Below are 22,815 nucleotides of genomic sequence, written 5' to 3' on the forward strand. Positions count from 1 at the left end.
TCGGCGTCTGTCACTGGGCTCAAAACAACGCTTCCATGCCATTTGAGCCAGAACAAACAGAAAAAATCGTATTCATGAAATAATGGGGCATGGAGGAGGAGGACCACCATGACACAGAAAGTACCTAAATCAACCCGCTTGACCCGTCGCGCGCTTCTGGGGATGGGGCTGGCCATCGGACTGGCGGCCTGTACCCAGACCCTCATGACACCCGAGGTGGCACAGGGGTTGAGCATTCGAAACATCAGCTACAGCACCGCAAACCTGAAATCCATGTCGGTGCGCAACCTGCCGATCACGAAGGAACAGCTTGTCGCCGATCTTGACGTCGCAATCCGTCGGGAACTCGCGCCACATCTTGCGCGAAACGGCAATGCCGACATGCAGATTGATCTGACGCGCGTGTTGCTCAAAGGGCCGGAATTGTCGCTTGTCGCGGGTGGTCAGAGCTTTATCGACGCGAAGGTCTCGGTCACGCGCGTATCTGATGGCACCCCGATCCTTGCGCCAAAGGTCTTTTCGGGCATGGATGACGAAATGCGCTGGGGCGGCATCATCGGCGCCATGAGCGCGCCGCCGGCCGTCAAGGACTACAACGACACCGTTGCGGGCTTTGCCGTGATGCTGCGCAAAGCGCTCTTTGAGGGCGGTGCGACGTTGTATTGATCGCCCCCCCACAGCTTGCCACGAAAAAGGGCGACCCGAGGGCCGCCCTTTCTCAATTCCATAGTCCTAATCTCAGTCGAGTTTCGGCAACAGGGCATTCATGGACGCCTTCGCGTCACCATAGAACATGCGCGTGTTCTCTTTGTAGAACAGCGGGTTCTCGATGCCGGAGTAACCGGTGCCCTGACCGCGTTTCGACACGAACACTTGCTTCGCCTTCCACACCTCGAGCACCGGCATGCCTGCGATCGGCGAGTTCGGGTCTTCTTGTGCGGCGGGGTTCACGATGTCGTTCGAGCCGATCACGATCACCACGTCGGTGTCCGGGAAGTCCTCGTTGATCTCGTCCATTTCCAGCACGATGTCGTAGGGCACTTTGGCTTCTGCCAAGAGCACGTTCATATGCCCCGGCAGACGGCCTGCGACCGGGTGGATCGCGAAGCGGACGTTCTTGCCCTTGGCGCGCAGCTTGTTGGTCAGCTCGGACACAGCACCCTGCGCTTGCGCCACCGCCATGCCGTAGCCCGGAACGATGATCACAGAGTCAGCCTCATTAAGGGCGGTGGCCACGCCGTCGGCGTCGATGGCAACTTGTTCGCCTTCGACCTCCATCGCCGGACCTGCCGTGCCTCCGAAGCCGCCCAAGATCACGGAAACGAAGCTGCGGTTCATGGCCTTACACATGATGTAGGAGAGGATCGCACCAGAGGAGCCCACCAGCGCGCCGACCACGATCAGCAGATCGTTGGACAGCGAGAAACCAATCGCCGCCGCGGCCCAGCCCGAGTAGGAGTTGAGCATGGAGACCACGACCGGCATGTCGGCGCCGCCGATGCCCATGATCAGATGGTAGCCGATGAAGAGCGCCGCCAGCGTCATCAGGATGACCGGGAACAACCCGCCGGTGTTGAAGTACCAGATCAGACAGATCAGCGAGAGCGCAGCTGCGCCCGCGTTGAGAGCATGCCCACCCGGAAGCTTTTTCGCAGCCGAGGACACTTTGCCCGCGAGTTTGCCATAGGCAATCACAGACCCGGTAAAGGTCACCGCACCGATGAAGATGCCGAGGAACAGCTCAACCTTGAGAATGTTCAGCTCAACCGGCGATTTATGCGCCACGAGCGCTGCAAAGGTGCCGAGGTCTTCACCACCATGCAGACCAGCCACATGGCCCATCACGAAATGCGCATTGAAGCCGACGAACACAGCCGCAAGACCAACGAGCGAGTGCATCGCCGCGACAAGCTGCGGCATCTCGGTCATCTCGACCTTATTGGCCACATACCAGCCGATGATACCGCCCGCCGCGATCAGAATAAGGGACAGGAGCCAAAGCCCCGCGCCCGGCCCGATGAGCGTTGCAAACACCGCCAAAGCCATGCCGGCGATGCCGTACCACACAGCGCGTTTCGCGCTTTCCTGCCCCGACAAACCGCCCAGGGAGAGGATGAAGAGAACCGCCGCGACCACATAGGCCGCCGTCGTAAATCCGAAATCCATTGCCTCTGCTCCTTTACGATTTCTGGAACATGGCGAGCATGCGCCGTGTCACGAGGAAGCCGCCGAAAATGTTGATCCCCGCCATAAAGACGGAAAGCGCGGCCAAAAGGATCACCAACCAGTTGCCCGAGCCGATTTGCAGCAGAGCACCCAAAATGATGATGGAGGAGATCGCATTGGTCACGGCCATCAGCGGCGTGTGCAACGAATGCGACACGTTCCAGATCACCTGGAAGCCGACAAACACCGACAGAACAAAGACGATGAAGTGCTGCATGAACGATGCAGGCGCAACTAGGCCCACGCCCAGCAAAAGCACGGCGCCCACGGCGATCAGCGTCACCTGTTGTTTGGTCTGCGCTTTGAAGGCGGCGACCTCTTCGGCGCGTTTTTCCTCAGGCGTCTTTTCCTTGACCTTTTCCTTCGGCTTCGCGGCGATCGCAGCCACTTTCGGCGGCGGCGGCGGGAAGGTGATCTCGCCTTCGTAGGTCACGGTCGCGCCACGGATCACGTCGTCTTCCATGTTGTGATTGATCTGACCGTCTTTTTCAGGGGTCAGGTCGGTCATCATGTGACGGATGTTGGTGGCGTAAAGCGTCGAGGCCTGCGTTGCCATGCGGGACGGGAAATCGGTGTAGCCGATGATGGTCACACCATTGTCGGTAACGATTTTCTCGTCCTTGACGGTCAGCTTACAGTTGCCGCCTTTTTCCGCCGCCAAGTCGACGATCACCGAGCCCGGCTTCATCGCTTCGACCATGTCTTTGGTCCAAAGTTCCGGCGCTTCGCGGTTCGGGATGAGAGCCGTGGTGATCACGATGTCCATCTCCGGCGCCAATTCGCGGAACTTCGCCAGCTGCGCTTCGCGGAACTCAGGGCTGGAGACCGAGGCATAACCGCCAGTGGCCGCGCCGTCCTGTTGCTCTTCCTCGAAGTCGAGATAGACGAATTCGGCACCCATGGACTCGACCTGTTCGGCCACTTCGGGCCGCACGTCGAAGGCATAGGTCACAGCGCCCAAAGAGGTCGAGGTGCCGATGGCAGCCAGACCCGCCACACCCGCACCAACAACCAGAACCTTCGCCGGGGGAACTTTACCCGCAGCGGTGATCTGACCGGTGAAGAAACGGCCAAAGTTGTTGCCCGCTTCGATGACCGCACGGTAGCCCGCGATGTTGGCCATCGACGACAGAGCGTCCATCTTCTGCGCGCGCGAGATGCGCGGCACCATTTCCATGGCGATGACATTGGCACCTTTGGCCTTGGCAGTCTCCATGCCCTCTTCATTGCCACCCGGATTGAAGAAGGAGATCAAGGTCTGGCCCTTTTTGAGACGTTTCATTTCCGTCTCGTTGGGCTGGCGGACCTTGGCGACGATGTCGCAATCCTTCCAGAGCGCGGGCGCGGTCTTGATGACCTCAACGCCAGCCTCTTCATAATCCTTGTCCGAGAACCCGGCGAGCGCACCCGCTCCGGTCTCGATGGCGCAGTCATATCCAAGCTTTTGAAGTTGCTTGGCGCTTTCAGGCGTCAGCGCGACTCGCGCTTCCCCCTCAAAGACTTCCTTAGGAACACCGAATTTCACGTGTTGATCCTCTTTTCCCCAGTCCTAGTCCTTCGTTGACCTCTTCCTTACCCAATTGCAGCAGTGCAGCGCAACATTATTGCGCAAACATCGCCAAAAGTAGGACGTAAAGTCACAGCCAACGCCGCGTTTGTTCTGCCCAGGTTTGAAATTCCTCCGGAAATTTCGTCCTGAGCCAGGTTTCTTCCTCGACAATGAAACGCTTTTGGATCACCGCCATAAAAACGGGGGCCAAAAGCACGGTTGCCGAATTGGCGAACAGTAAAGAAAAGCCCACAAGTGTAAAGGCATCCCCCAGATAAATCGGGTTTCTTGTCAATCTGTAAACGCCATCCGTCACAATGGCAGAAGGCACCCGATGCGGCACCACCGTGGTGCGATGCCGCAGCATAGCAAAAACCGCCAACGCCATGAGCGAAAGCCCGATAGCGATCAGCACACCGCCCAAAAGTTTGAGAACGAAGGGCACCTCAAAGCCAAGCCCGACTTTGGCCAGCGCCCAATTGAGGGCCCAGCTCAGCGTCCAGGCCAGCGCCATAAACCCTAAGAGCCAAATCGGTGGATAATCGAGTCTTTTCATAGCAATGAGCCTAGCCCCGGAATGCGACACCGGCTAGAAGGCCGCGCATGAAACTTCGCCCTTTGACACCAAAAGACGCAGATGCCTGCTATGCGCTCTTCCACCGAACCGTACACGGCGGCACGAGCGCCTTTTACGGGCCGGAACAGCGCGCGGCCTGGGCACCAGCGCGCGAACATGCGCCCGACAGCTGGCCTGAGCGTTTGACCAGCGGCTATGCGATCTGCGCCACACGCTGGGGCAAGATCCGTGGTTTTTTCACCATGGGGCACGATGGCCATATCGACTTTGCCTATGTTGCGCTGGAAGACATGGGCAAAGGCACAGCCTCACAGCTTTATGACGCTTGCGAGGCGGAGGCGCGCCGTCTGGGAATGTCACATATGGACACGGAAGCCAGCCACCTCGCGCGTCGCTTTTTCGAGAAACGCGACTGGCAGGTCATGGCCCGCCAAACTGTGATCCGCGACGGCGTCGCGATCGAAAATTTCCGGATGCAAAAACAGCTTTAAGGGCGCGACATGGCTCACGCCGCGCCCTTTCGTTTTAAGAAATGCTTTCGACAATCCCGCCTTCGACCTTCAAAGCAGCGCCAGTGGTGGCGCTGGCCTGGGGCGAGGCGGCGTAGACGCACATGGCGGCCACCTCTTCGGGAGAGGCGAACCGACCCAAGAGGCCAGAGGGGCGTTTTTCTTGTAGAAACAGCGCCTCCATTTCCTCGGGCGTCACCCCGCGATCGTCGGCCATGCCTTTGATCATCGACACCGCACCCTCAGTGCGCGTCGGCCCCGGCAGGATGGTGTTGACGGTCACGCCCGTTCCCGCAAGCACTTTGGCAAGCCCCCTCGACACGCCTTGCAGCGCCGATTTCGACACGCCGTAGTGCACCATATCCGCAGGAATGTTCAGCGCAGATTCGCTTGAAATGAATTGAATCCGGCCCCAGCCACGATCCCGCATCCCTTGGGCATAATGGCGCGACAGGCGCACGCCGCTCATGATGTTGATCTGGAAATAGCGCTCCCATTCGTCATCCGTCAGGTCAAAGAAATCCTGACGGCCATAGATGCCCAAGTTGTTGACGAGAATATCCGCCTCCTGCTCCGCCGCAATCAGCGCTTCGCAGCCCTCCGCCGTTCCGAGATCGGCAACGACGCCGCGTGCAGAGCCAGTGATCGCAGACAGTGCCGCATCGACACCGGTTTGAGAGCGCCCCGTGATGACAACCTCTGCCCCGGCCTCGGCCAGCCCTTGGGCAATGGCAAGCCCGATGCCGCCGGTCGAGCCGGTCACGATGGCGGTTTTCCCAGAAAGGTCGATCTTCATGATGCGTATCTCCAATGATTTCAGTCGATTGTCCCCGCAAGCATCGCGGAGTCATTGCCCTTTACCTAATGGGCCGTCTTGGGCGGAAAAGGACAGTTTCAGAGAAGCACTTTCCACAAAACATTCCAGATAAGCCCAAGAAAAAACAATTTTTGACGCGAGCCCCCTATAATAGCGGATGCTCATGACAGAGCAGATTCGGTTCAGATGACAGAGTTTCGTGCGTATTGGATGCTACTATGACACCCCAAGTTCCCTCTCCCCTTGCCCCGAGCCCCTTTCGTCATGTCGGTTTCTGGGCACTCGTCGCCGCAGCGCTGGGACTTGTGATCGTGTTTATCGGAATCGGCTTACCCATGATGGAACCGAAACCCTCCGTCGGCACACAGATCGGCGAAATCGCAGGCGACATGCGCCGTGCCGCGTGGCGGGGATTTTTCGGTTTGGGATCACCAGACCCAGAACCGGTCCCAGCAGGAACACAGTGGCAAGCCATCTTGGCGATGATCGGACCCGCGCTCGGCGCGCTCGCAGTCATCCTCGGCGTTATCTCCGGCGTCAAAGGCGAAAACTGGCGCTATGCGGCCTATGCCGTGTCACTTGGCATTATGGCAATCATCTTTCAGTTTTTCTGGTGGGTCGCCCTTCTCGTCACCGCCGTCATCATCATTGTGGCGATTATCGAGAATATCGGCGACATCTTCGGCGGCATTTTCAGCTAAATCTATCTGCCATCAAGCGTCGCTCCGCGGAGTTCGTCGTCACGCCAATTCGGTCACTTTGCCGCGTCGTGCTTCGGCGAATGCATAGACCGCTTGGCCAAAGGCCTCGAACAAGGGGCGCGAGACCGGGTCCTCGCCCGCGCGGTATTCCGGGTGCCATTGCACAGACAAGGTGAACCCTGGCGCATCCTTCACATAGATCGCCTCGGGGGTGCCATCGGGGGCATATCCGTCCACCACGATGCGGGCGCCGGGTTTCTTGATCCCCTGCCCGTGGAGCGTGTTGGTCATAACCTCATCAGCGCCCAAGAGTTTGTGGAACACGCCATCTTCCGACAGGCGCACCGGGTGACGCAGGGCAAATTTTTCCTCCAAGGTGCCATCCGGCGGCATGCGGTGGTTCATCCGCCCCGGCAGGTCGCGAATTTCCGGATAGAGCGTGCCGCCCATGGCGACGTTGACCTCCTGGAACCCGCGACAAATGCCCAGAAACGGCTGCCCCGCCTCGACACAGGCGCGGATGAGCGGCAGGGCCACAGCATCGCGGCAGCGATCAAACGCGCCATGCGCTTCGGTCTCCGCCTCGCCATATTCCTCAGGATGCACATTCGGGCGACCGCCGGTGAAAAGAAAGCCGTCGCAGGTCTCCATCAACTCGGCGACAGACACGAAGCTGGGGTGCGCCGGGATCAACAAAGGCATGCAGTTCGACACTTCCGCCACAGCCTCGGCATTCATTCGCCCGCCGGTGTAGGCCGGGTAGCTCCCGTTCAGCAGGTCCGTGTTGCCGATGATGCCAACGACTGGTCGTGTCATGTTCTACTCCCTTTTGGCACTACAATAGGCGCTTTGAGAGGAGAAAAAAGGGGGCAGCGGCTCGGAGCTACGTTGGCGAAAGCACAACGGTTGTGCGCGGGACTGATCAGCTCGTTTTTTGATCAAACACGAAATCGCTCAGGCGCGCGCCGTAAGCCCCGCCGCCTTGATGCCCGCTCGCGCGGCCTCTGCGTCGTGTTCGGGCGTATCGCCCGCGACGCCCACGGCACCGATCACCTCACCCGTCTCTGACAGAACCAACACGCTTCCGGGCAGCGCCACAAGCTGGCCAAAGGCCGACTGCGCGCCCGAAATAAGTTGCGGCATCCGGTCCGCGCGATCCGCCAGTTCAGCGCCATTGAGCCCCATAAGCACGGCGCCTTTGGCCTTGGCATAAGCCAGATCGAACCGCCCCGGCGGCGCGGAGTCGGCGCGGGCGAAGGCCTGAACATGGCCGCCCGCATCCACCACCACAACGCTCAAAGGGTTCCAGCCCTGCGCCTGCCCATGCGCCATCGCCTCTGCGATGATGCACTGGGCTTGCCCCAGCGAGATCGGCGCCATGGCTTACCCCTGCGCCTTGAGTTCCAACCGCCGCGCGTGGAGCACCGGTTCGGTGTACCCCGACGGCTGAACCCGGCCCTTGAACACCAGATCACAGGCGGCTTTGAAGGCGATGCCATCAAAGGACGGCGCCATCGGTTTGTAGAGCGGGTCACCCGCATTCTGCCGGTCCACAACGGCGGCCATTTTTTTCATGGCCTCCATGACTTGCGCCTCGGAGACAACGCCGTGGTGCAGCCAGTTGGCGAGGCCTTGTGACGAAATCCGACAGGTGGCGCGGTCTTCCATCAAGCCCACATCATGGATGTCCGGCACTTTCGAGCAGCCCACGCCCTGATCGACCCAGCGCACCACATAGCCGAGGATGCCCTGAGCATTGTTCTCAACCTCGGCTGTGATTTCGTCTTCGGACCAGTTGACGCCCTTGGCGACCGGAATGGTCAAAAGATCGTCCAAAGTGCCGCGCGCACCGCCTTTTGCGATCTCATCCTGAACGGCAAAGACATCGACCTTATGATAATGCGTTGCATGCAGGGTCGCAGCCGTGGGCGACGGCACCCAGGCGCAGGTTGCGCCAACTTTCGGGTGGCCGATTTTGGTCTCAAGCATCGCATGCATCAGATCGGGCATAGCCCACATACCCTTGCCGATCTGCGCTTTGCCTTTGAGGCCACAGGCGAGGCCGATATCGACATTGCGCTCCTCATAAGATTTGATCCACGGCTGATCCTTCATCTCGCCTTTGCGGATCATCGGACCCGCTTCCATCGAGGTATGGATCTCGTCGCCGGTACGGTCCAGGAACCCGGTGTTGATGAAGGCCACCCGGTGTTTGGCGGCGCGGATGCACTCTTTGAGGTTTGCAGAAGTCCGGCGTTCCTCGTCCATGATGCCAAGCTTCACGGTGTTAGGTTCGAGGCCCAAAACCTCTTCGACGCGGGAGAAAATCTCATCCGCAAAGGCGACCTCTTCAGGGCCATGCATTTTCGGCTTCACCACATAGACGGAGCCCTCACGGGAGTTGCGCGGGCCGGTGGACTTTTGCAGGTCGTGCATGGCGATCATCGCGGTCACGAGCGCGTCCATGATGCCCTCGCCGATCTCAAGACCTTCGGCATCGAGAATGGCCGGGTTGGTCATCAAATGCCCGACATTGCGCACCAACATCATCGCGCGGCCTTGCAGGGTGATCTCCGATCCATCCGGCGCGGTGAACATGCGGTCGCCATGGAGCGCACGGATAAAGGTCTTACCGCCTTTCGCGACCTCTTCGGTCAGATCGCCTTTCATCAGGCCCAACCAGTTGCGATAGGCGCCAACCTTTTCCTCGGCATCCACAGCCGCGACGGAGTCCTCGCAATCCATGATCGCGGAGACGGCGGCCTCAAGCAGAATGTCGGAAATCCCGGCTTTGTCCTGCCCGCCGACCGGAGTGCTTGGATCAATCACGATGTCGATGTAGAGCCCGTTTTTCTCGAGGAGCACGTGCCCCTCTGAGGACCCCGCGAATTGCGCCGGATCGGCCAGGCCGGTCTCGCCCATTGTGCCGTCCACAATCAACATCCCGTTCGTCACGGTGAGCGTGGACACATCGGCCCAAGAGCCTCCCGCAAGCGGCGCAATCGCGTCCAGATGCGCCTTGGCCCAAGCGATCACCCGCGCGCCGCGCTCGGCATCATAGCCCTTTCCAGCAGGCAGATCGCCCAGCGCATCGGTGCCGTAAAGCGCATCATAAAGAGACCCCCAACGCGCATTGGCGGCGTTCAAAGCGTAGCGCGCATTGGTGATCGGCACGACAAGCTGCGGCCCCGGTTTGGTCGCGAATTCCGGGTCGATCTTGCTGGTTTCGATCTGGAAATCAGGCCCCTCGGGGATGAGGTAGCCGATCTCTTTCAGAAACTCCGTATAGGCTGCCGCGTCAAACGCTTGGCCTTTTCGGACCAGATGCCAATCGTCGATCTGCGTCTGCATCTCCTCGCGTTTCGCCAGAAGTGCACGGTTTTTCGGCCCAAAATCGCGCACCATTCCCGCCAGACCGTCCCAAAACGCCTCCGCCGTCATACCCGTGCCCGGAAGGGCCTCTGTTTCGATGAATTGGGCAAGCTCGTGGGCGACCTTGAGGCCGGATTTGTCGACGCGCGTCATATGGGAATCACCTGATTGTGTAGGATTTCACCGCGCAGACTACCCTGCTGCCCCCGGGACACAAGCCAAAGGCCGTGCTGACGCGACACGGACTCGGTCGAAAGCCCTCGCAATTTCCCGTGTCTGGCGTTGCAGCCCCGCCCCGTGCGGCCTACCTTCCGGAGATCACAGCCAGAAAGAGTCGCCCGATGAAAGACGCCGCCCCCCACACGATTTATCTTAAAGATTACACGCCCTTCGGCTATCGCATCGACGGTGTCGAACTGACCTTTAAGCTGCATCAGACCGCGACGCGAGTGCTCTCGAAAATCGCTTTCGCGCCGAACCCTGAGGCGCCCGACACCACAGATGGCAAGCGTTTTTTCCTTCATGGCGAAGAGCTAAACCTAATCTCTGCCAAGATCGATGGCGTGCCCGTCACGCCACGCGACGTCGCGGGCGGCATTGAGGTGGATGTGCCCGACGCGCCCTTCGTGTGGGAGGCCGAGGTGGAGATTTCGCCGGAGACCAACACCGCGCTCGAAGGCCTTTACATGTCGAACGGCATGTATTGCACGCAATGCGAGGCCGAGGGCTTTCGCAAGATCACCTATTACCCCGACCGCCCCGATGTGATGGCGACCTTCACAGTGCGCGTCGAGGGCGATCTGCCGGTGCTCTTGTCCAACGGCAACCCGGTGGAGCGCGGCGAGGGCTTTGCCGTCTGGCACGATCCTTGGCCGAAACCCTCTTATCTTTTCGCACTGGTGGCGGGCGATTTGATTAACCATCCGGGCGCCTTCACCACGAAATCCGGCAAAGAGGTCGAGCTGAACATCTGGGTCCGCCCCGGCGACGAGGGCAAATGCGCCTTTGGGATGCAGGCGCTCAAGGACTCGATGAAGTGGGACGAAGACACCTACGGGCGCGAATACGACTTGGACATTTTCAACATTGTGGCCGTGGACGACTTCAACATGGGGGCGATGGAGAACAAGGGGCTGAACATCTTCAACTCCTCTTGCGTGTTGGCCTCGAAAGAAACCTCGACGGATGCCAATTTCGAACGGATCGAAGGCATCATCGCGCATGAGTATTTCCACAACTGGACCGGCAACCGCATCACCTGTCGTGACTGGTTCCAGCTGTGTCTGAAAGAGGGCCTGACGGTCTACCGCGACCAAATGTTCTCCGGCGACATGCGCAGCCATGCTGTTAAAAGGATTGAAGAAGTGCTCACTTTGCGTGCCCGTCAGTTCCGCGAGGACAACGGCCCTCTGGCGCATCCGGTGCGGCCCGAAAGCTTTGTCGAGATCAACAATTTCTACACCGCCACGGTCTATGAGAAGGGCGCCGAGATCATCGGTATGCTGCGCCGTCTGATTGGCGATGAGGCTTACCGCAAGGGCTGCGACCTCTATTTTGAACGGCACGACGGTCAGGCTGTGACCATCGAGGATTGGCTGGCCTCTTTCGAAGAGGTCACAGGTCGTGATCTTGCACAATTCAAACAATGGTATTCCCAAGCCGGCACGCCGCGACTGAAGATGGAGGAAAGCTGGGAGGACGGCACGTTGACGCTGACCTTCAACCAGACCACGCCGCCTACCCCGGGGCAAAACGAGAAGAACCCGCAGGTCATCCCGATCGCCGCCGGCCTTATCGGCCCGAATGGCGACGAGGTGGTGCCGACCACCGTATTGGAGATGACCGAAGCCACGCAGAGCTTCACCTTTGAGGGACTGGGCGCGCGGCCCGTGGCCTCCGTGCTGCGAGATTTCTCCGCGCCTGTGATCCTCGAACGTGAGATCGACAACGACACCCGCGCCTTCCTCTTGGCGCATGACACCGACCCCTTCCAGAAATGGGAGATGGGCCGGGCGCTGGCCAAAGACACGCTGATTGCGATGATCGTCGACGGCACAGAGCCGAGCCATGCCTATCTCGACGCGATCAAATCGGTGTTGGTGGACGACAGTCTCGACCCCGCCTTCCGCGCCCTGTCTCTGGGTCTACCGTCGCAGGACGATCTGGCACAGACGCTGGTCGACGCCGGCGTCTCCCCCGATCCGCAGCGCATCTACGAGGCCCGCGAACAGCTGCGCCATATCTTGGCCGATCACCTGCAAGACGTGCTGCCTGAGCTCTATCAAGAGAACGAAACCGGCGCTTTCGTGCCGGATGCCGAGGGCTCCGGCAAACGCAGCTTGCGCCTCACTGTGCTTGGACTTCTGAGCCTGCAAGACAGCGGCGCGACGGCGAAGGCCCTGTTCAAACGCGCCGACAACATGACCGAACAGGCGGGCGCCTTGCAAGCCCTGCTCTCTGCCGGACTGGGCGCGGAAGAGTTGCAAGCCTTTGAATCGCAATGGAAAGACGATCGTCTGGTGATGGACAAATGGTTCATGATGCAGGTGGCATTTGCGGCGCCAGAAAAGGCCTCCGAGGTGGCTCAACATCTGAGCCAACATCCAGCCTTCACCATCAAGAACCCGAACCGCTTCCGTGCGGTGTTCGGTGCCCTGACAGCCAACCACGCCGGTTTCCACCATGCCAGCGGCGCAGCCTACCGGCTTTTGGCCGATCATCTGATCGCCCTTGATGCGCTCAATCCGCAAACCACCGCGCGGATGAGCGGAGCCTTCGAGACCTGGAAACGCTATGACGCCGACCGTCAGGCGATGATCCGCGCGGAGTTGGAGCGCATTCTCGCCACACCGAACCTGTCTCGAGACACCACGGAAATGGTGTCGCGGATTCTCTCGGCCTGACGCCGCCTTTACCCGCAATGCTCGCAAAAGTTGTTTGCGCAAACATCGACCGTTTGCGCAAACATCACGCAGGCCATAACAGAAAGTTGAACCGTTTCCGCAGGTTGAGGCATCGGCAGCGCGAGATTGTCACATTCAATTTCATGAAAGTTGTGTCATTATCGTTTTTATCGCGCGGGCGACACGCCTTTTACTTTAGTGACCAGACAGGGAATCCCTATCCAATGCGTAAACTTATCCTTTCCACCGTGATCGCGGCCACTGCGGCCACCACCGCTGCCACCGGCGCTTTTGCTCAATCCCCCTCCGACGTGGCCAAAGCACGCCGTGCCTTCTTCACGCTCGTCGGCTTTGAAATGTCCACGCTGGGCGGCATCGCGCAGGGCAAAATCGACTATGACGCCGAGCTTGCCAGCCAATCCGCTGGCGATCTTCTGTCGCTCGCCAGCCTCCACACCGCCGATTATTTCGCGCCGGGCACCTCGAATGAAGACCTGCCGGGCGAGACCCGCGCCAAGGCCGATATCTGGGACGACATGGAAGGCGTTCAGGAAAAAAGCATGGCCTTCTATCAAGCTGTGGTCGAGCTGAACGACGTAGCAGGCACCGGTCTGGACGCGCTGCGTCCGGCGGTCGGCAAAGTGGGCGGCACCTGCAAGGCCTGCCACGACGACTACCGCGCCGCTGATTTTTGATCAGGACTTGGCGAGACATGTCGGAACAGCTTGAGAAAACCTATCTCTGGGACCCGGTGGTGCGTGTGCTGCACTGGGCGCTGGTGATTGCCTTCTTCACCGCCTTCGGGCTTGGCAAATTCGGCCCCGACCAGATGACGCTGCATTTCTACGCGGGCTATGCCGTGGCCGTTATTGTGGTGTTGCGGGTGATCTGGGGGTTTGTCGGATTTACCACTGCGCGTTTCGCCAATTTCGTCAAAGGTCCGGGCAAGGTCATGGCCTATGCCCGGACGCTGCCGTCCTCCAAGCCGTCGCGCTCCTATGGGCACAACCCGGTGGGGGCGATTTTCGTCGTCGGCGTGCTGATCGTTCTGGCGATGCAGGTGACGAGCGGGCTTTTGGCCGATCCAGAAGATTACGTCAACGTCGGCCCTCTGGCGCAATATGTGTCGAGCGATGTGACACGTAAGGCGCTGTCCTATCACGAACCGCTGTCGTTTCTGTTGCTCTTGATGGTGATCGGCCACATCGGCGCGATTTTCTGGTACAAGAAGCGCAAAGGCGAAAACTTGGTGACTCCGATGGTGACAGGCTATGCCCAACTCCCGCCGCGCGAGACACCGGCGGAATGAGACCACAGAGTAAGATAGAAAAAGGGCGCCGCAGCGGCGCCCTTTTTTGTTTCTTGTGTCTTACAGCGCAATCGGGATCGTTGCCTGCCCATTGAGGGCTCCCGCCCCGGACGACACCTCCACAGTCTGCTGCGCCAGTTCCGCCGCGCTATTGTCGCGAAAGATGCTATCGCGCGACAGCGGAATGCCCGCGAGATTGCGGATTGATTGCGCGTAACGGCCCGCATCAGATTGGTAGATGTCGCCGATCTGCCCCTCCGGGAATGCAAGCTGTGAAATCAGAACCGGGCGCGCACCGGAGACCGCGGCCTCGGCACTCTCGAAGACTTCGAAATGAATATGCGGCCAGCGGCGCGGATAACAGCCGGGCACAACGGTGTCGAAAGCCACCTTGCCCTCCGCATCCGCGACACCAAGACCGCGCAGCCAGTTGGCCTCCGGCACGTTATACATCGAATAACCCCCACCCGCATCGCAATGCCAGATGTAGATCGCATAGCCCTCCAGCGGCGTGCAGCCGGCGTGAGCTTGAAGGGTCAGTTCCAAAGAGATCGGCACGCCCTCGGCCTGACCTTCGGCCTCACCGAAAGAGGTTGTGATATCACGGCGCAGCACACCGCTTTGTTTCAACACATCGACAATCTGCCCCGCCCGACGATTGGTCCCATCCGCCGGAAACGGACCGGCGGTTTCGCGTGGAATGGCGACACAGTCGAGCGCGGCGGCAGGAAGCCCCGCAGTGGCGGAAAGCCCCAGTCCGCTCAGGACAGTCAGAAAGCGGCGGCGGCCCAGAAGATGGGGGAAATCGTGGCGGAATCCATGGTCGGCGTGGTCGTCATGTTGTGGCATCTGCGTGTCTCCGTCGTTGAACATGTTAATATATAACGCAATCACAGGCGGATTTCGTCGCCTCACCCGATAACATTGCCATAACATGCGCGTGACCCGCGCAGGCTTCTCACGCTTTGCCTTAAAGTGGCCCGGGGCGGCGTTCCTCGGACAAGACCACATTGGCCTCGACATTGCCCACACCTGGCAGCGTCATGATCCGCCGCCGCAGCACGCGTTCGAAATCCGGCAAATCCTGCGCCACAACGCGAAGGCGATAATCGAAAAGACCCAAGACGTGCTGCACCGTCTGCACCTCGGGGATCGCGCGCACCGCACGTTCGAAATCTTCGAGGCTGACCCGGCCTTTCGTGGCGAGTTTGACGCCCAAAAACACGGTCACGCCAAAGCCCAGCGCCTCAAGGTTCAAATCCACCCGACGCGGCCCGAACACACCCGACTCGCGCAGCCGTTTGATCCGTCGCCAAGTCGCAGGTTGGCTCAGGCCCAACTCGCGCCCCAAAGCGCCCGCCGATTGCGTGGCATCCTCGCAAAGGGCGCGGATGAGGGCGCGGTCAATGTCATCAAGCTCAATCATAGCGGCACCGACTGGCTGTCCTTGATTGTCGCCACCTGCATCAGCGCCTCGATGTCGGTCATATGCGGCAGGGTGAGGATTTTCTCGCGGTAGACCCGCTGATACTCCGCCATATCCCGCGCAATGACCAAAAGCCGCGCATCCACCCGGCCCAGAAAGGTCCCGATGGAAATCACCTCCGGCACCTCACGCGCGGCCAGAATGAATTCGTCAAAGGCGCGCGGTTCGGTCTTGTCGAGCGTGATCCGAAGGCTGACCTCCACCCCATATCCCATGGCGCGCCAATCGACCTCTTCGCGGATGGATTTCACCACGCCGCCCTCGCGCATCCGCTCCAACCGGCGGGCGAATGTGGCAGGCGTCACGCCCGCGCGTTCAGCCAGATCGGCGGCCTGCGCCTCGGGTTCGGCCTGAATTTGACGCAGGATTCTGCGGTCCGTGTCATCAACTTGCATGATATTTTCGTATTTTTGGAATATGGCGAATGATTTCATTTCACAAAATGCAAAATAGGTCAAACTTTGTCACGAAAAAGCATGTTCCATGCGCGATAACCACCCCAGACATTAGGGCCAAATGCCCGTGCCTGAAGACAAGACAACAAAGGAGCGCCGAACATGCGCGTTTATTACGATCGCGATTGCGATGTGAACATCATCAAAGAAGCCAAAGTTGCCATTCTCGGCTACGGTTCCCAAGGTCACGCCCACGCGCTGAACCTGCGTGACTCCGGCGCGAAGAACGTGGTCGTGGCTCTGCGCGAAGGCTCCCCGTCCGCCAAAAAAGCCGAAGCCGAAGGCCTCAAGGTCATGGGCATCGCCGAAGCTGCCGCCTGGTGTGACGTGATCATGTTCACCATGCCCGACGAACTTCAGGCCGAGACCTACAAGAAATACGTCCACGACAACATCAAGCCGGGCGCAGCGATTGCCTTCGCTCACGGTCTGAACGTGCACTTCGGCCTCATCGAGCCGAAAGAAGGCGTCGACGTGATCATGATGGCGCCGAAAGGCCCGGGCCACACCGTGCGTGGCGAATACACCAAAGGCGGCGGCGTGCCCTGCCTCGTGGCTGTTGACACCGACGCCACCGGCAAAGCGCTCGAAATCGGTCTGTCCTATTGCTCCGCCATCGGTGGCGGCCGCTCCGGCATCATCGAAACCAACTTCCGCGAAGAGTGCGAAACCGACCTCTTCGGCGAACAGGCCGTGCTCTGCGGCGGTCTCGTCGAACTGATCCGTTGCGGCTTCGAAACCCTGGTCGAAGCTGGCTACGCGCCGGAAATGGCCTATTTCGAATGCCTGCACGAAGTGAAGCTCATCGTGGACCTGATCTACGAAGGCGGCATCGCGAACATGGATTACTCCATCTCCAACACCGCTGAGTACGGCCAGTACGTCACCGGCCCGCGCATTCTGCCCTACGAGCAGACCAAGAAAGCCATGAAAGAAGTCCTCACCGACATCCAACAGGGCAAATTCGTGCGTGACTTCATGCTGGAAAACTCCGTTGGCCAGCCGACGCTCAAAGCGTCCCGTCGTGCCAACGACGAGCACCTCATCGAGGAAACCGGCAACAAACTGCGCGGCATGATGCCGTGGATCACCGCCGGCAAAATGGTCGACAAATCGCGCAACTAAGCGCTTTTTGATCCCGAAAAATTGGCCCCGACGTTTCCGCGTCGGGGCTTTTTTGTTGGTCAAACCACAGCGAACGCAAAGACAAACGGACCCAAAACCACGCAGATGCGTCCCAAGGCGAACAATCATTGAGCAATCGCGCAGGATAAGCCACGGAAACGCGAGGCTTTTCACAGAGTTGTCAGGCAGCCGTGCTAAGTCTCAGACCAGTGGTCATCAGTGAAAAATGGGTATGCCAATGGCGAAAGACGGGAAAGTCAAAGAACGAGAAATCTGGGTCGACACCATTCGCGGACTGACCATTCTCATGGTGATTTTCCACCATAGTCTCCAAGCCAGCAGCCAGATCACCTACATCCCGGGCCGTCTGTTCTGGCTCGACTGGATCGGCGATCATTTCTGGATGCCCGCCTTTCTCTTTTGCTCCGGCCTGTTCTACCGCTCGAAACTGTCCAAACCTTGGGCCGTCACATTGGAAAGCCGCGTTCTGTTCTGCGTCTGGCTCATTCTTGTCTGGTCCCTGTTCTCTTGGGCTGCTGAGACTGCCGGCCTCGATCTCTATCCTTGGGGGCTGACCTCGGACACCTCGACCCTGCGCCAAGGTTTGGGCATCTTCTTCCCGCCCTACGGCATTCTCTGGTTCGTCTGGGCCATTCTGATCATGTCCGTCTTCGCGCGGCTGATCGTTGCGCTGGCCTTGCCGCTACAGGTGTTGGCGACGCTCGGCGTGATGGTCGCCCTCTCTTATTGGCATGACAGCCCTCAGACCGCGGGCTCCTTCGAATTCCTGCTCTACAATCTACTGCATCATGCCGTGCCCTATTTCATGCTGGGCGTTTGGCTCAGCCGTCCGGTTCTCACCTATTTCACTCGGCCCTCCCGCGCGCTTGCGCCGCTTGCTGCGGGCCTCGTGCTGACAGGGCTACTCCTCGCCCTCTCCGGCCCTGAGTTTCCGCTCAAAAGCTATTTTCTCGCTTTTGCTCTGACCCTTGGCTACATCAGCGCCACGCGGCTCATCGCCGAAATTCCGTGGATCGGTCAAACACTTGCCATCATCGGCGCACTTTCGTTGCAGGTCTATCTGATCCACGAATTCTTTGTCGCGCTGATCTTCGCAGGCGTGGCAAGCGCTGGTCTAACTTTATCGCCTCTCGTCACCCTCGCCGTCATCGCGAGCCTTGCTTCTGTGGTGACGATTGCTCTCTCTGTGCTCAACGCGAAGTTCGGCCCGCGCTGGCTGTTCGCAACACCGCGCTGGCTCACGCGACAGATTTTCGGCCAGAGGTTTACCTCCGTTAAACAGACCTGACCCCGGAATATGGCGTGACCCTCAGTCGCGACATGCGATAAGAGATGGCGTTAGCTTTTCCCACGGACACATCTATGCCCCGCCTCCAGTCTCGTCCCCGGCCTGCCCCCCTGCCCGAGATCACCCCCGCCAGCTGGATCATGGTCGGCATCCTCGGCTTTGTCTGGGGATCGACCTTCATGCTGATCGAGGTCGCACTCACCGGCGTGACGCCCTTTTGGCTCGCCACCTTCCGCCTCACCATCGCCGCCATCGTCATGGCCGCTTTCTGGGGCGTCGACGGATTCAAGATGGGCAGCGACCCCGACAACAAACCGCACCCCCTCGCACTGATCTGGGCCGGCGCTGTGTCCTCCGCCATTCCGTTTCTTTTGCTCAACTGGGGTCAGCAATATGTGACCTCCGGCTTTGCCGGCACCTCCATGGCCGCTGTCCCGCTGGTCGTGCTGCCCATGGCGCATTTCATGGTCGCGGGCGAACGTCTCAGCCTGCGTGCACTCATCGGTGTAAGCCTAGGCTTCATTGGTGTTTTCCTTTTGGTCGGTCAGGACGCCCTGCACAGTTCCGGCGCAGATCTCGAGTTTTGGGGCCGCATCGCCTGTCTCACGGTGGCCTTTTGTTACGCGTTCAACTCAATCACAATCCGTCGCATCCCGCCGATCAATCCCACTGCCCTGACAACGATCATGATGGCCTCTGCCGCACTGATCACCCTGCCGTTTTCCGTGCTTGCCGAAGGCGCCCCGAGCATGCCGCCACTCAAGGCCTTTCTGGCCGTCATCTTTCTGGGTGTCGTGTCCACTGCCGCGATGAACCAGCTCCGCGTTCTGGTGATCCGTTCGGCCGGGCCGACCTTTATGACATTGGTGAACTATCAGGTGCCCGTGTGGTCCGTGGTGCTTGGCGCGTGGATTTTGCGCGAACCTCTACCCCCGGCCTTGATCCTCGCGCTGGCTTTGATCCTCGGCGGCGTGATGATTTCGCAATGGCCTGCGCTGCGGCCCATTCTACGACGGATTTTCGCGCGGGCCTGACTTGCAGACATCGGGCAATCATGAACAGATGACGCCAAAGGAGTCTCTGATGACCGAACATGACGACCACATCCCCGCCGATCTGACGCCAGAGAACGAGAGCGAGGTACTTGATGAACGCGCGCGGATGTTCACGTTCGGCTTCTGGAAAAGCCTTTTGGCCGGGCATGAGGGACTGGGTGACACGTTTTGGGCCGGGAATTACCTTGCCGCGCTGCTTTTCTTGCCCCTGATGGTGCTCCTCTTCACCATTGCCTCTTTTCTGCCGTCTCTCTCTTTCCTTTTGTCAGCGTCTTTCGTGGCCTTGGGGGTCTACTTCCTGTTCGTCGCTCGCGCCGTTTGGCTCGCCAAGCCCAAAGGTGACACAGGTCTCGGGTGGAAGGTCGTGGGCGTGATTTGGACCCTGATGAACGCCGGGATGTCCTTGGCCTACGCGCCGTTTACAGGCGGCTCGTGATCTCGCAATCGCTCTGGCACGACCGCAATGACGCGCCGCCCCCGTTGATAAGACAAAGAAACACGCCAAGTTCATGAGACCGATGCAGATCAAAGCCCTCCTCTCCGCCCTCGCTCTAACCACAACGCCCGCATTCGCGGGAGATCTTGCCCCCGATTACGCCGTCATCCCACTGGCCTCGCATCATTATGGCGATTGGGGCGAGGATGATGGCGATGATTTCAACGAATTCAATCCAGGGCTGATGTTCACCTGGGCGGAGCGCGCCTATGGGCTGAACTACACCGCCGGGGCCTATCGCGACAGCCGTTCGGACACCTCCCTGCATCTGTCGGCGGCCAAGATGTGGGACATTACTGAGCACGCACAGGCGGGGATCGTCGGCGCCTATATCCACTCCTTTGGCGAGGGTTACACCGGCTTTGCGCCCTCTGTGCAACTGAATTACAAATCCCTCTTCCTCAACGCCGCGACGGGCTATGATGACGATATCTATGGCGTAATCTCGACCGGCGTCATCATTCCGCTGGGCCGTTAAAGGCATATAATCCTTGTCACGAACGAATTAAGGCGGCCCAAAGAGCCGCCTTTCTTGTCATATTCGAACAGTCTCAAAGTTTACTGTGTCGCCGCCTTCACCGCCGCCACAACATCCTCGACAGCCGCGTTCAAAACGCTTTCGCTCACGCTTTCGGCCATGACGCGGATCAGCGGTTCGGTGCCGGATTTGCGGATCAAGAGCCGCCCGTTACCGTTGAGCTTGGCCTCCGCTGCGGAAATTGCGGCTTTGACGCCGCTATCATCCAGCGGCTTTTGTCCGGTACCATACCGCACGTTCTGCAAAAGCTGCGGCACCGGCTCGAAGACCTGCGTCAGCTCGGAGGCTTTTTTGCCGGTCTCCACCATGGCCGCTAGGAACTGAAGCCCCGCCAGCAAACCATCGCCCGTGGTCGCATAATCACTCATCACGATATGACCGGATTGTTCGCCGCCAAGGTTAAAGCCCCCTGCCCGCATCCGCTCCACCACATAGCGGTCGCCCACGGCGGTGCGCTCCAACCTCAGGCCTTCGGCCTCCAGAAACCGCTCCAGACCAAGGTTCGACATCACGGTCGCGACCAAAGCTCCGCCGCTCAGACGCCCCTGATCGGCCCAGGCCTTGGCCATCAAGCCCATAAGCTGATCACCATCGGCCACACGGCCCGTCTCGTCGAGGATCATCACCCGATCCGCGTCGCCATCGAGACAAATACCCACATCCGCGCCATGGGCCACCACAGCCTCGGCGGCGGTCTGGACATAGGTCGAGCCGCAATGATCGTTGATGTTCTTGCCGTTGGGGGCCGTGCCCACCGGGATCACCTCTGCGCCCAGTTCCCAAAGCACTTCGGGCGCCGTGCGATAGGCCGCGCCATTGGCACAGTCGATCACCACTTTCAGCCCTTGGAAATTCATCCCCCGCGGCAGGGTCGATTTCACCCGCTCATTGTAACGGAAACGTCCGTCGTCGATGCGTTTCGCCCGACCGATGTTTTGCGCCTGCGCGGGTTCGACACCCTCTTCCATCAGCCGCTCGATCTCGCTCTCCGCCTCATCCGACAGTTTGAAGCCGTCGGGGCCGAAAAACTTGATGCCATTGTCCTCGGCGGGGTTGTGCGAGGCGGAAATCATCACGCCGACATCCGCGCGCATCGAGGTGGTGAGCATACCCACAGCCGGCGTTGGCACCGGGCCAAGAAGGAACACGTTCATCCCGGTCGAGGTGAAGCCCGCCGTCATGGCGGTTTCGAACATATAGCCCGACAGACGCGTGTCTTTACCAATCACCACACGATGCTCGCGCGAGCCGTCACGTCGGAAATAGCGCCCCGCGGCCGCCCCGAGTTTCAGCGCCATTTCGGCGGTCATCGGATGGCTGTTGGCGCGCCCGCGCACCCCGTCCGTGCCAAAGAATTTACGCGTCATAGCTGTCTCTCCCCACACTTATTACCGCCTGCCACAAGGCAAGCGCCTGTTTTGCCTCTTTGAAATCATGCACCCGGTGAATTTGCACGCCCTGCCCAAGCGCTGACACCGTGACAGCCAGCGTTCCCGGCGCGCGGTCTTGGGCCACGGGAGCCTTGCCGATCTTGCCGATGAAACCCTTGCGAGAGACGCCCAAAAGGATGCCGCAGCCTAGGGCGTGGAATAGGGAAATCCGCTCCAGAAGCGCCAGATTATGCTCAACCGTTTTACCGAAGCCGATGCCGGGATCGACGAGGATCTGTGCACGCGAAATACCCGCCGCCTCGGCCACTTTGATGCGGTCTTCGAGGAAGTCATACACATCGAGCAGCACATTGTCGTATTGCGGATCGTCCTGCATCACCTCCGGGTCGCCCTGCGCATGCATCAGACAGACAGGCGCGCCTGCCTCTGCGCTCACACGCGCCAGATCGGGATCATGAGTAAAGGCATAGACATCATTCACAAGGCTCGCGCCAGCCTTGAGCGCGGCCTCCGCCACCGGAGCTTTACGTGTGTCGATGGAGATCGGCACGGCGCTGATCTCACGGATCGCCGCAATCACCGGCGCGGTGCGGGTTATCTCTTCGCCGATGGCAATGTAATCGGCGCCCGGGCGCGTGCTTTCGCCGCCGATGTCGATGATGTCGACACCGGACGCGATCATGTCCTGCACTTCGGCCAGTGCCGCCTCAGGGCGGTCGAATTTGCCACCATCGGAGAAGCTGTCGGGCGTGACGTTGAGAATGCTCATCACCGAAGGCGCGATCAGATCAAGCCCCGCCATAGGGGCGCGGGCGGAGTTCAAACGCGTGCGGGCTTCATCAGAGAGCGCAGACACCGGCAAAATCTCCGGCGGCGCGTCACGACGCAGGCGTTCGACATGGGTAAACCAGCACCAGCCGCCCGCAAGCGTCAACGCGCCCTCAGGCCGGGCCGGATCGCAGCTCGGGATCGGACGATCGTAGAATGGCTGGGTCAT

Annotated in this window: 23 protein-coding genes; 11 read left to right on the forward strand and 12 right to left on the reverse strand. The window is 59.8% G+C overall.

Going from position 1 to position 22,815, the window contains the following annotated elements:
• The first annotated feature begins 108 nt into the window (after nucleotides 1-108).
• Nucleotides 109-666, forward strand: a complete 558-nt coding sequence (locus J5Y17_RS10585; protein WP_219785221.1) for a hypothetical protein — start codon at nucleotides 109-111, stop codon at nucleotides 664-666.
• A 72-nt stretch (nucleotides 667-738) separates the two neighbouring features.
• Here the strand turns inward: J5Y17_RS10585 and J5Y17_RS10590 are convergent, their stop codons facing one another.
• The 3 genes from J5Y17_RS10590 to J5Y17_RS10600 form a co-directional block, all read right to left on the reverse strand.
• A complete protein-coding gene (locus tag J5Y17_RS10590; RefSeq protein ID WP_219785222.1) occupies nucleotides 739-2,166 on the reverse strand; it encodes an NAD(P)(+) transhydrogenase (Re/Si-specific) subunit beta in 1,428 nt (475 codons plus the stop codon).
• A 13-nt stretch (nucleotides 2,167-2,179) separates the two neighbouring features.
• Nucleotides 2,180-3,751 (reverse strand): Re/Si-specific NAD(P)(+) transhydrogenase subunit alpha, encoded by a 1,572-nt coding sequence (locus tag J5Y17_RS10595; RefSeq protein ID WP_219785223.1) that lies wholly within the window; start codon nucleotides 3,749-3,751, stop codon nucleotides 2,180-2,182.
• 112 nt (nucleotides 3,752-3,863) lie between these two features.
• Nucleotides 3,864-4,331: an isoprenylcysteine carboxylmethyltransferase family protein gene (locus J5Y17_RS10600; RefSeq protein ID WP_219785224.1), complete on the reverse strand. Its 468-nt coding sequence runs from the start codon at nucleotides 4,329-4,331 to the stop codon at nucleotides 3,864-3,866.
• A 47-nt stretch (nucleotides 4,332-4,378) separates the two neighbouring features.
• On the opposite strand from J5Y17_RS10600, the gene J5Y17_RS10605 reads away from it, so the two are divergent.
• Nucleotides 4,379-4,843: a GNAT family N-acetyltransferase gene (locus J5Y17_RS10605; protein WP_219785225.1), complete on the forward strand. Its 465-nt coding sequence runs from the start codon at nucleotides 4,379-4,381 to the stop codon at nucleotides 4,841-4,843.
• 34 nt (nucleotides 4,844-4,877) lie between these two features.
• Here J5Y17_RS10605 and J5Y17_RS10610 read toward each other — a convergent pair whose 3' ends face one another.
• Nucleotides 4,878-5,657: an SDR family NAD(P)-dependent oxidoreductase gene (locus tag J5Y17_RS10610; RefSeq protein WP_219785226.1), complete on the reverse strand. Its 780-nt coding sequence runs from the start codon at nucleotides 5,655-5,657 to the stop codon at nucleotides 4,878-4,880.
• A 239-nt stretch (nucleotides 5,658-5,896) separates the two neighbouring features.
• On the opposite strand from J5Y17_RS10610, the gene J5Y17_RS10615 reads away from it, so the two are divergent.
• The gene (locus J5Y17_RS10615) at nucleotides 5,897-6,379 is read left to right on the forward strand and encodes a hypothetical protein (RefSeq protein ID WP_219785227.1); all 483 of its coding nucleotides are present in this window, start codon (nucleotides 5,897-5,899) and stop codon (nucleotides 6,377-6,379) included.
• Between the two features lie 39 nt (nucleotides 6,380-6,418).
• On the opposite strand, the gene J5Y17_RS10620 is transcribed toward J5Y17_RS10615, so the two are convergent.
• The 3 genes from J5Y17_RS10620 to J5Y17_RS10630 all read right to left on the reverse strand — a co-directional run bounded on the left by J5Y17_RS10620 (nucleotide 6,419) and on the right by J5Y17_RS10630 (nucleotide 9,904).
• A complete protein-coding gene (locus J5Y17_RS10620; RefSeq protein ID WP_219785228.1) occupies nucleotides 6,419-7,195 on the reverse strand; it encodes a gamma-glutamyl-gamma-aminobutyrate hydrolase family protein in 777 nt (258 codons plus the stop codon).
• A gap of 138 nt (nucleotides 7,196-7,333) precedes the next feature.
• Entirely contained in the window at nucleotides 7,334-7,759 is a 426-nt protein-coding gene (locus J5Y17_RS10625) for a heme-binding protein (protein ID WP_219785229.1), read from the reverse strand.
• A gap of 3 nt (nucleotides 7,760-7,762) precedes the next feature.
• Nucleotides 7,763-9,904 carry a malate synthase G gene (locus tag J5Y17_RS10630; protein WP_219785230.1) on the reverse strand — a complete coding sequence of 714 codons (2,142 nt, stop codon included), beginning with the start codon at nucleotides 9,902-9,904 and terminating at the stop codon, nucleotides 7,763-7,765.
• Between the two features lie 188 nt (nucleotides 9,905-10,092).
• Between J5Y17_RS10630 and pepN the strand changes: the two genes are divergently transcribed.
• From pepN to J5Y17_RS10645, 3 genes are all read left to right on the forward strand, one after another.
• Nucleotides 10,093-12,654 carry an aminopeptidase N gene (gene pepN, locus J5Y17_RS10635; protein WP_219785231.1) on the forward strand — a complete coding sequence of 854 codons (2,562 nt, stop codon included), beginning with the start codon at nucleotides 10,093-10,095 and terminating at the stop codon, nucleotides 12,652-12,654.
• A 224-nt stretch (nucleotides 12,655-12,878) separates the two neighbouring features.
• Nucleotides 12,879-13,349: a cytochrome c gene (locus tag J5Y17_RS10640; protein WP_219785232.1), complete on the forward strand. Its 471-nt coding sequence runs from the start codon at nucleotides 12,879-12,881 to the stop codon at nucleotides 13,347-13,349.
• 17 nt (nucleotides 13,350-13,366) lie between these two features.
• A complete protein-coding gene (locus J5Y17_RS10645; protein WP_219785233.1) occupies nucleotides 13,367-13,963 on the forward strand; it encodes a cytochrome b/b6 domain-containing protein in 597 nt (198 codons plus the stop codon).
• A 60-nt stretch (nucleotides 13,964-14,023) separates the two neighbouring features.
• Here the strand turns inward: J5Y17_RS10645 and J5Y17_RS10650 are convergent, their stop codons facing one another.
• The 3 genes from J5Y17_RS10650 to J5Y17_RS10660 all read right to left on the reverse strand — a co-directional run bounded on the left by J5Y17_RS10650 (nucleotide 14,024) and on the right by J5Y17_RS10660 (nucleotide 15,844).
• Complete coding sequence (locus J5Y17_RS10650; RefSeq protein WP_219785234.1) at nucleotides 14,024-14,812, reverse strand: hypothetical protein; 789 nt, start codon at nucleotides 14,810-14,812, stop codon at nucleotides 14,024-14,026.
• 121 nt (nucleotides 14,813-14,933) lie between these two features.
• Nucleotides 14,934-15,389, reverse strand: coding sequence for an Lrp/AsnC family transcriptional regulator (locus tag J5Y17_RS10655; protein ID WP_219785235.1), 456 nt, complete (start codon nucleotides 15,387-15,389; stop codon nucleotides 14,934-14,936).
• Nucleotides 15,386-15,844 carry an Lrp/AsnC family transcriptional regulator gene (locus tag J5Y17_RS10660; protein ID WP_219785236.1) on the reverse strand — a complete coding sequence of 153 codons (459 nt, stop codon included), beginning with the start codon at nucleotides 15,842-15,844 and terminating at the stop codon, nucleotides 15,386-15,388. The genes J5Y17_RS10655 and J5Y17_RS10660 overlap by 4 nt, the downstream gene beginning before the upstream one ends.
• A gap of 162 nt (nucleotides 15,845-16,006) precedes the next feature.
• Here J5Y17_RS10660 and ilvC point away from each other — a divergent pair, with 162 nt between their 5' ends.
• The 5 genes from ilvC to J5Y17_RS10685 all read left to right on the forward strand — a co-directional run bounded on the left by ilvC (nucleotide 16,007) and on the right by J5Y17_RS10685 (nucleotide 20,367).
• Complete coding sequence (ilvC, locus tag J5Y17_RS10665) at nucleotides 16,007-17,029, forward strand: ketol-acid reductoisomerase (protein WP_219785237.1); 1,023 nt, start codon at nucleotides 16,007-16,009, stop codon at nucleotides 17,027-17,029.
• Between the two features lie 238 nt (nucleotides 17,030-17,267).
• Complete coding sequence (locus J5Y17_RS10670; protein WP_219785238.1) at nucleotides 17,268-18,338, forward strand: acyltransferase; 1,071 nt, start codon at nucleotides 17,268-17,270, stop codon at nucleotides 18,336-18,338.
• 74 nt (nucleotides 18,339-18,412) lie between these two features.
• The gene (locus tag J5Y17_RS10675) at nucleotides 18,413-19,372 is read left to right on the forward strand and encodes a DMT family transporter (RefSeq protein WP_219785239.1); all 960 of its coding nucleotides are present in this window, start codon (nucleotides 18,413-18,415) and stop codon (nucleotides 19,370-19,372) included.
• Between the two features lie 49 nt (nucleotides 19,373-19,421).
• Entirely contained in the window at nucleotides 19,422-19,829 is a 408-nt protein-coding gene (locus tag J5Y17_RS10680; protein ID WP_219785240.1) for a hypothetical protein, read from the forward strand.
• 73 nt (nucleotides 19,830-19,902) lie between these two features.
• Nucleotides 19,903-20,367, forward strand: coding sequence for a hypothetical protein (locus tag J5Y17_RS10685; RefSeq protein ID WP_219785241.1), 465 nt, complete (start codon nucleotides 19,903-19,905; stop codon nucleotides 20,365-20,367).
• An 80-nt stretch (nucleotides 20,368-20,447) separates the two neighbouring features.
• On the opposite strand, the gene glmM is transcribed toward J5Y17_RS10685, so the two are convergent.
• Together glmM and folP are read right to left on the reverse strand one after the other, a co-directional pair.
• Nucleotides 20,448-21,794 carry a phosphoglucosamine mutase gene (glmM, locus tag J5Y17_RS10690; RefSeq protein ID WP_219785242.1) on the reverse strand — a complete coding sequence of 449 codons (1,347 nt, stop codon included), beginning with the start codon at nucleotides 21,792-21,794 and terminating at the stop codon, nucleotides 20,448-20,450.
• Nucleotides 21,784-22,815 carry a dihydropteroate synthase gene (gene folP / locus J5Y17_RS10695; protein ID WP_219785243.1) on the reverse strand — a complete coding sequence of 344 codons (1,032 nt, stop codon included), beginning with the start codon at nucleotides 22,813-22,815 and terminating at the stop codon, nucleotides 21,784-21,786. Before folP ends, glmM begins: the two co-directional genes overlap by 11 nt.

The sequence above is a fragment of the Celeribacter sp. PS-C1 genome, assembly GCF_019429625.1.
Classification (GTDB): Bacteria; Pseudomonadota; Alphaproteobacteria; order Rhodobacterales; family Rhodobacteraceae; genus Celeribacter.

Excerpts from the sequence above, each read along its gene's own strand:
- J5Y17_RS10675 (WP_219785239.1), top strand. The coding sequence starts at position 18,413 with ATGCCCCGCCTCCAGTCTCGTCCCCGGCCTGCCCCCCTGCCCGAGATC.
- J5Y17_RS10585 (WP_219785221.1), top strand. The coding sequence starts at position 109 with ATGACACAGAAAGTACCTAAATCAACCCGCTTGACCCGTCGCGCGCTT.
- pepN (WP_219785231.1), top strand. The coding sequence starts at position 10,093 with ATGAAAGACGCCGCCCCCCACACGATTTATCTTAAAGATTACACGCCC.
- J5Y17_RS10670 (WP_219785238.1), top strand. The coding sequence starts at position 17,268 with ATGGCGAAAGACGGGAAAGTCAAAGAACGAGAAATCTGGGTCGACACC.
- J5Y17_RS10680 (WP_219785240.1), top strand. The coding sequence starts at position 19,422 with ATGACCGAACATGACGACCACATCCCCGCCGATCTGACGCCAGAGAAC.
- glmM (WP_219785242.1), bottom strand. The coding sequence starts at position 21,794 with ATGACGCGTAAATTCTTTGGCACGGACGGGGTGCGCGGGCGCGCCAAC.
- J5Y17_RS10630 (WP_219785230.1), bottom strand. The coding sequence starts at position 9,904 with ATGACGCGCGTCGACAAATCCGGCCTCAAGGTCGCCCACGAGCTTGCC.
- J5Y17_RS10685 (WP_219785241.1), top strand. The coding sequence starts at position 19,903 with ATGAGACCGATGCAGATCAAAGCCCTCCTCTCCGCCCTCGCTCTAACC.
- J5Y17_RS10650 (WP_219785234.1), bottom strand. The coding sequence starts at position 14,812 with ATGCCACAACATGACGACCACGCCGACCATGGATTCCGCCACGATTTC.
- J5Y17_RS10640 (WP_219785232.1), top strand. The coding sequence starts at position 12,879 with ATGCGTAAACTTATCCTTTCCACCGTGATCGCGGCCACTGCGGCCACC.
- J5Y17_RS10615 (WP_219785227.1), top strand. The coding sequence starts at position 5,897 with ATGACACCCCAAGTTCCCTCTCCCCTTGCCCCGAGCCCCTTTCGTCAT.
- J5Y17_RS10625 (WP_219785229.1), bottom strand. The coding sequence starts at position 7,759 with ATGGCGCCGATCTCGCTGGGGCAAGCCCAGTGCATCATCGCAGAGGCG.
- J5Y17_RS10590 (WP_219785222.1), bottom strand. The coding sequence starts at position 2,166 with ATGGATTTCGGATTTACGACGGCGGCCTATGTGGTCGCGGCGGTTCTC.
- J5Y17_RS10645 (WP_219785233.1), top strand. The coding sequence starts at position 13,367 with ATGTCGGAACAGCTTGAGAAAACCTATCTCTGGGACCCGGTGGTGCGT.
- J5Y17_RS10600 (WP_219785224.1), bottom strand. The coding sequence starts at position 4,331 with ATGAAAAGACTCGATTATCCACCGATTTGGCTCTTAGGGTTTATGGCG.
- J5Y17_RS10610 (WP_219785226.1), bottom strand. The coding sequence starts at position 5,657 with ATGAAGATCGACCTTTCTGGGAAAACCGCCATCGTGACCGGCTCGACC.
- ilvC (WP_219785237.1), top strand. The coding sequence starts at position 16,007 with ATGCGCGTTTATTACGATCGCGATTGCGATGTGAACATCATCAAAGAA.
- J5Y17_RS10620 (WP_219785228.1), bottom strand. The coding sequence starts at position 7,195 with ATGACACGACCAGTCGTTGGCATCATCGGCAACACGGACCTGCTGAAC.
- J5Y17_RS10655 (WP_219785235.1), bottom strand. The coding sequence starts at position 15,389 with ATGATTGAGCTTGATGACATTGACCGCGCCCTCATCCGCGCCCTTTGC.
- J5Y17_RS10660 (WP_219785236.1), bottom strand. The coding sequence starts at position 15,844 with ATGCAAGTTGATGACACGGACCGCAGAATCCTGCGTCAAATTCAGGCC.
- folP (WP_219785243.1), bottom strand. The coding sequence starts at position 22,815 with ATGACCCAGCCATTCTACGATCGTCCGATCCCGAGCTGCGATCCGGCC.
- J5Y17_RS10605 (WP_219785225.1), top strand. The coding sequence starts at position 4,379 with ATGAAACTTCGCCCTTTGACACCAAAAGACGCAGATGCCTGCTATGCG.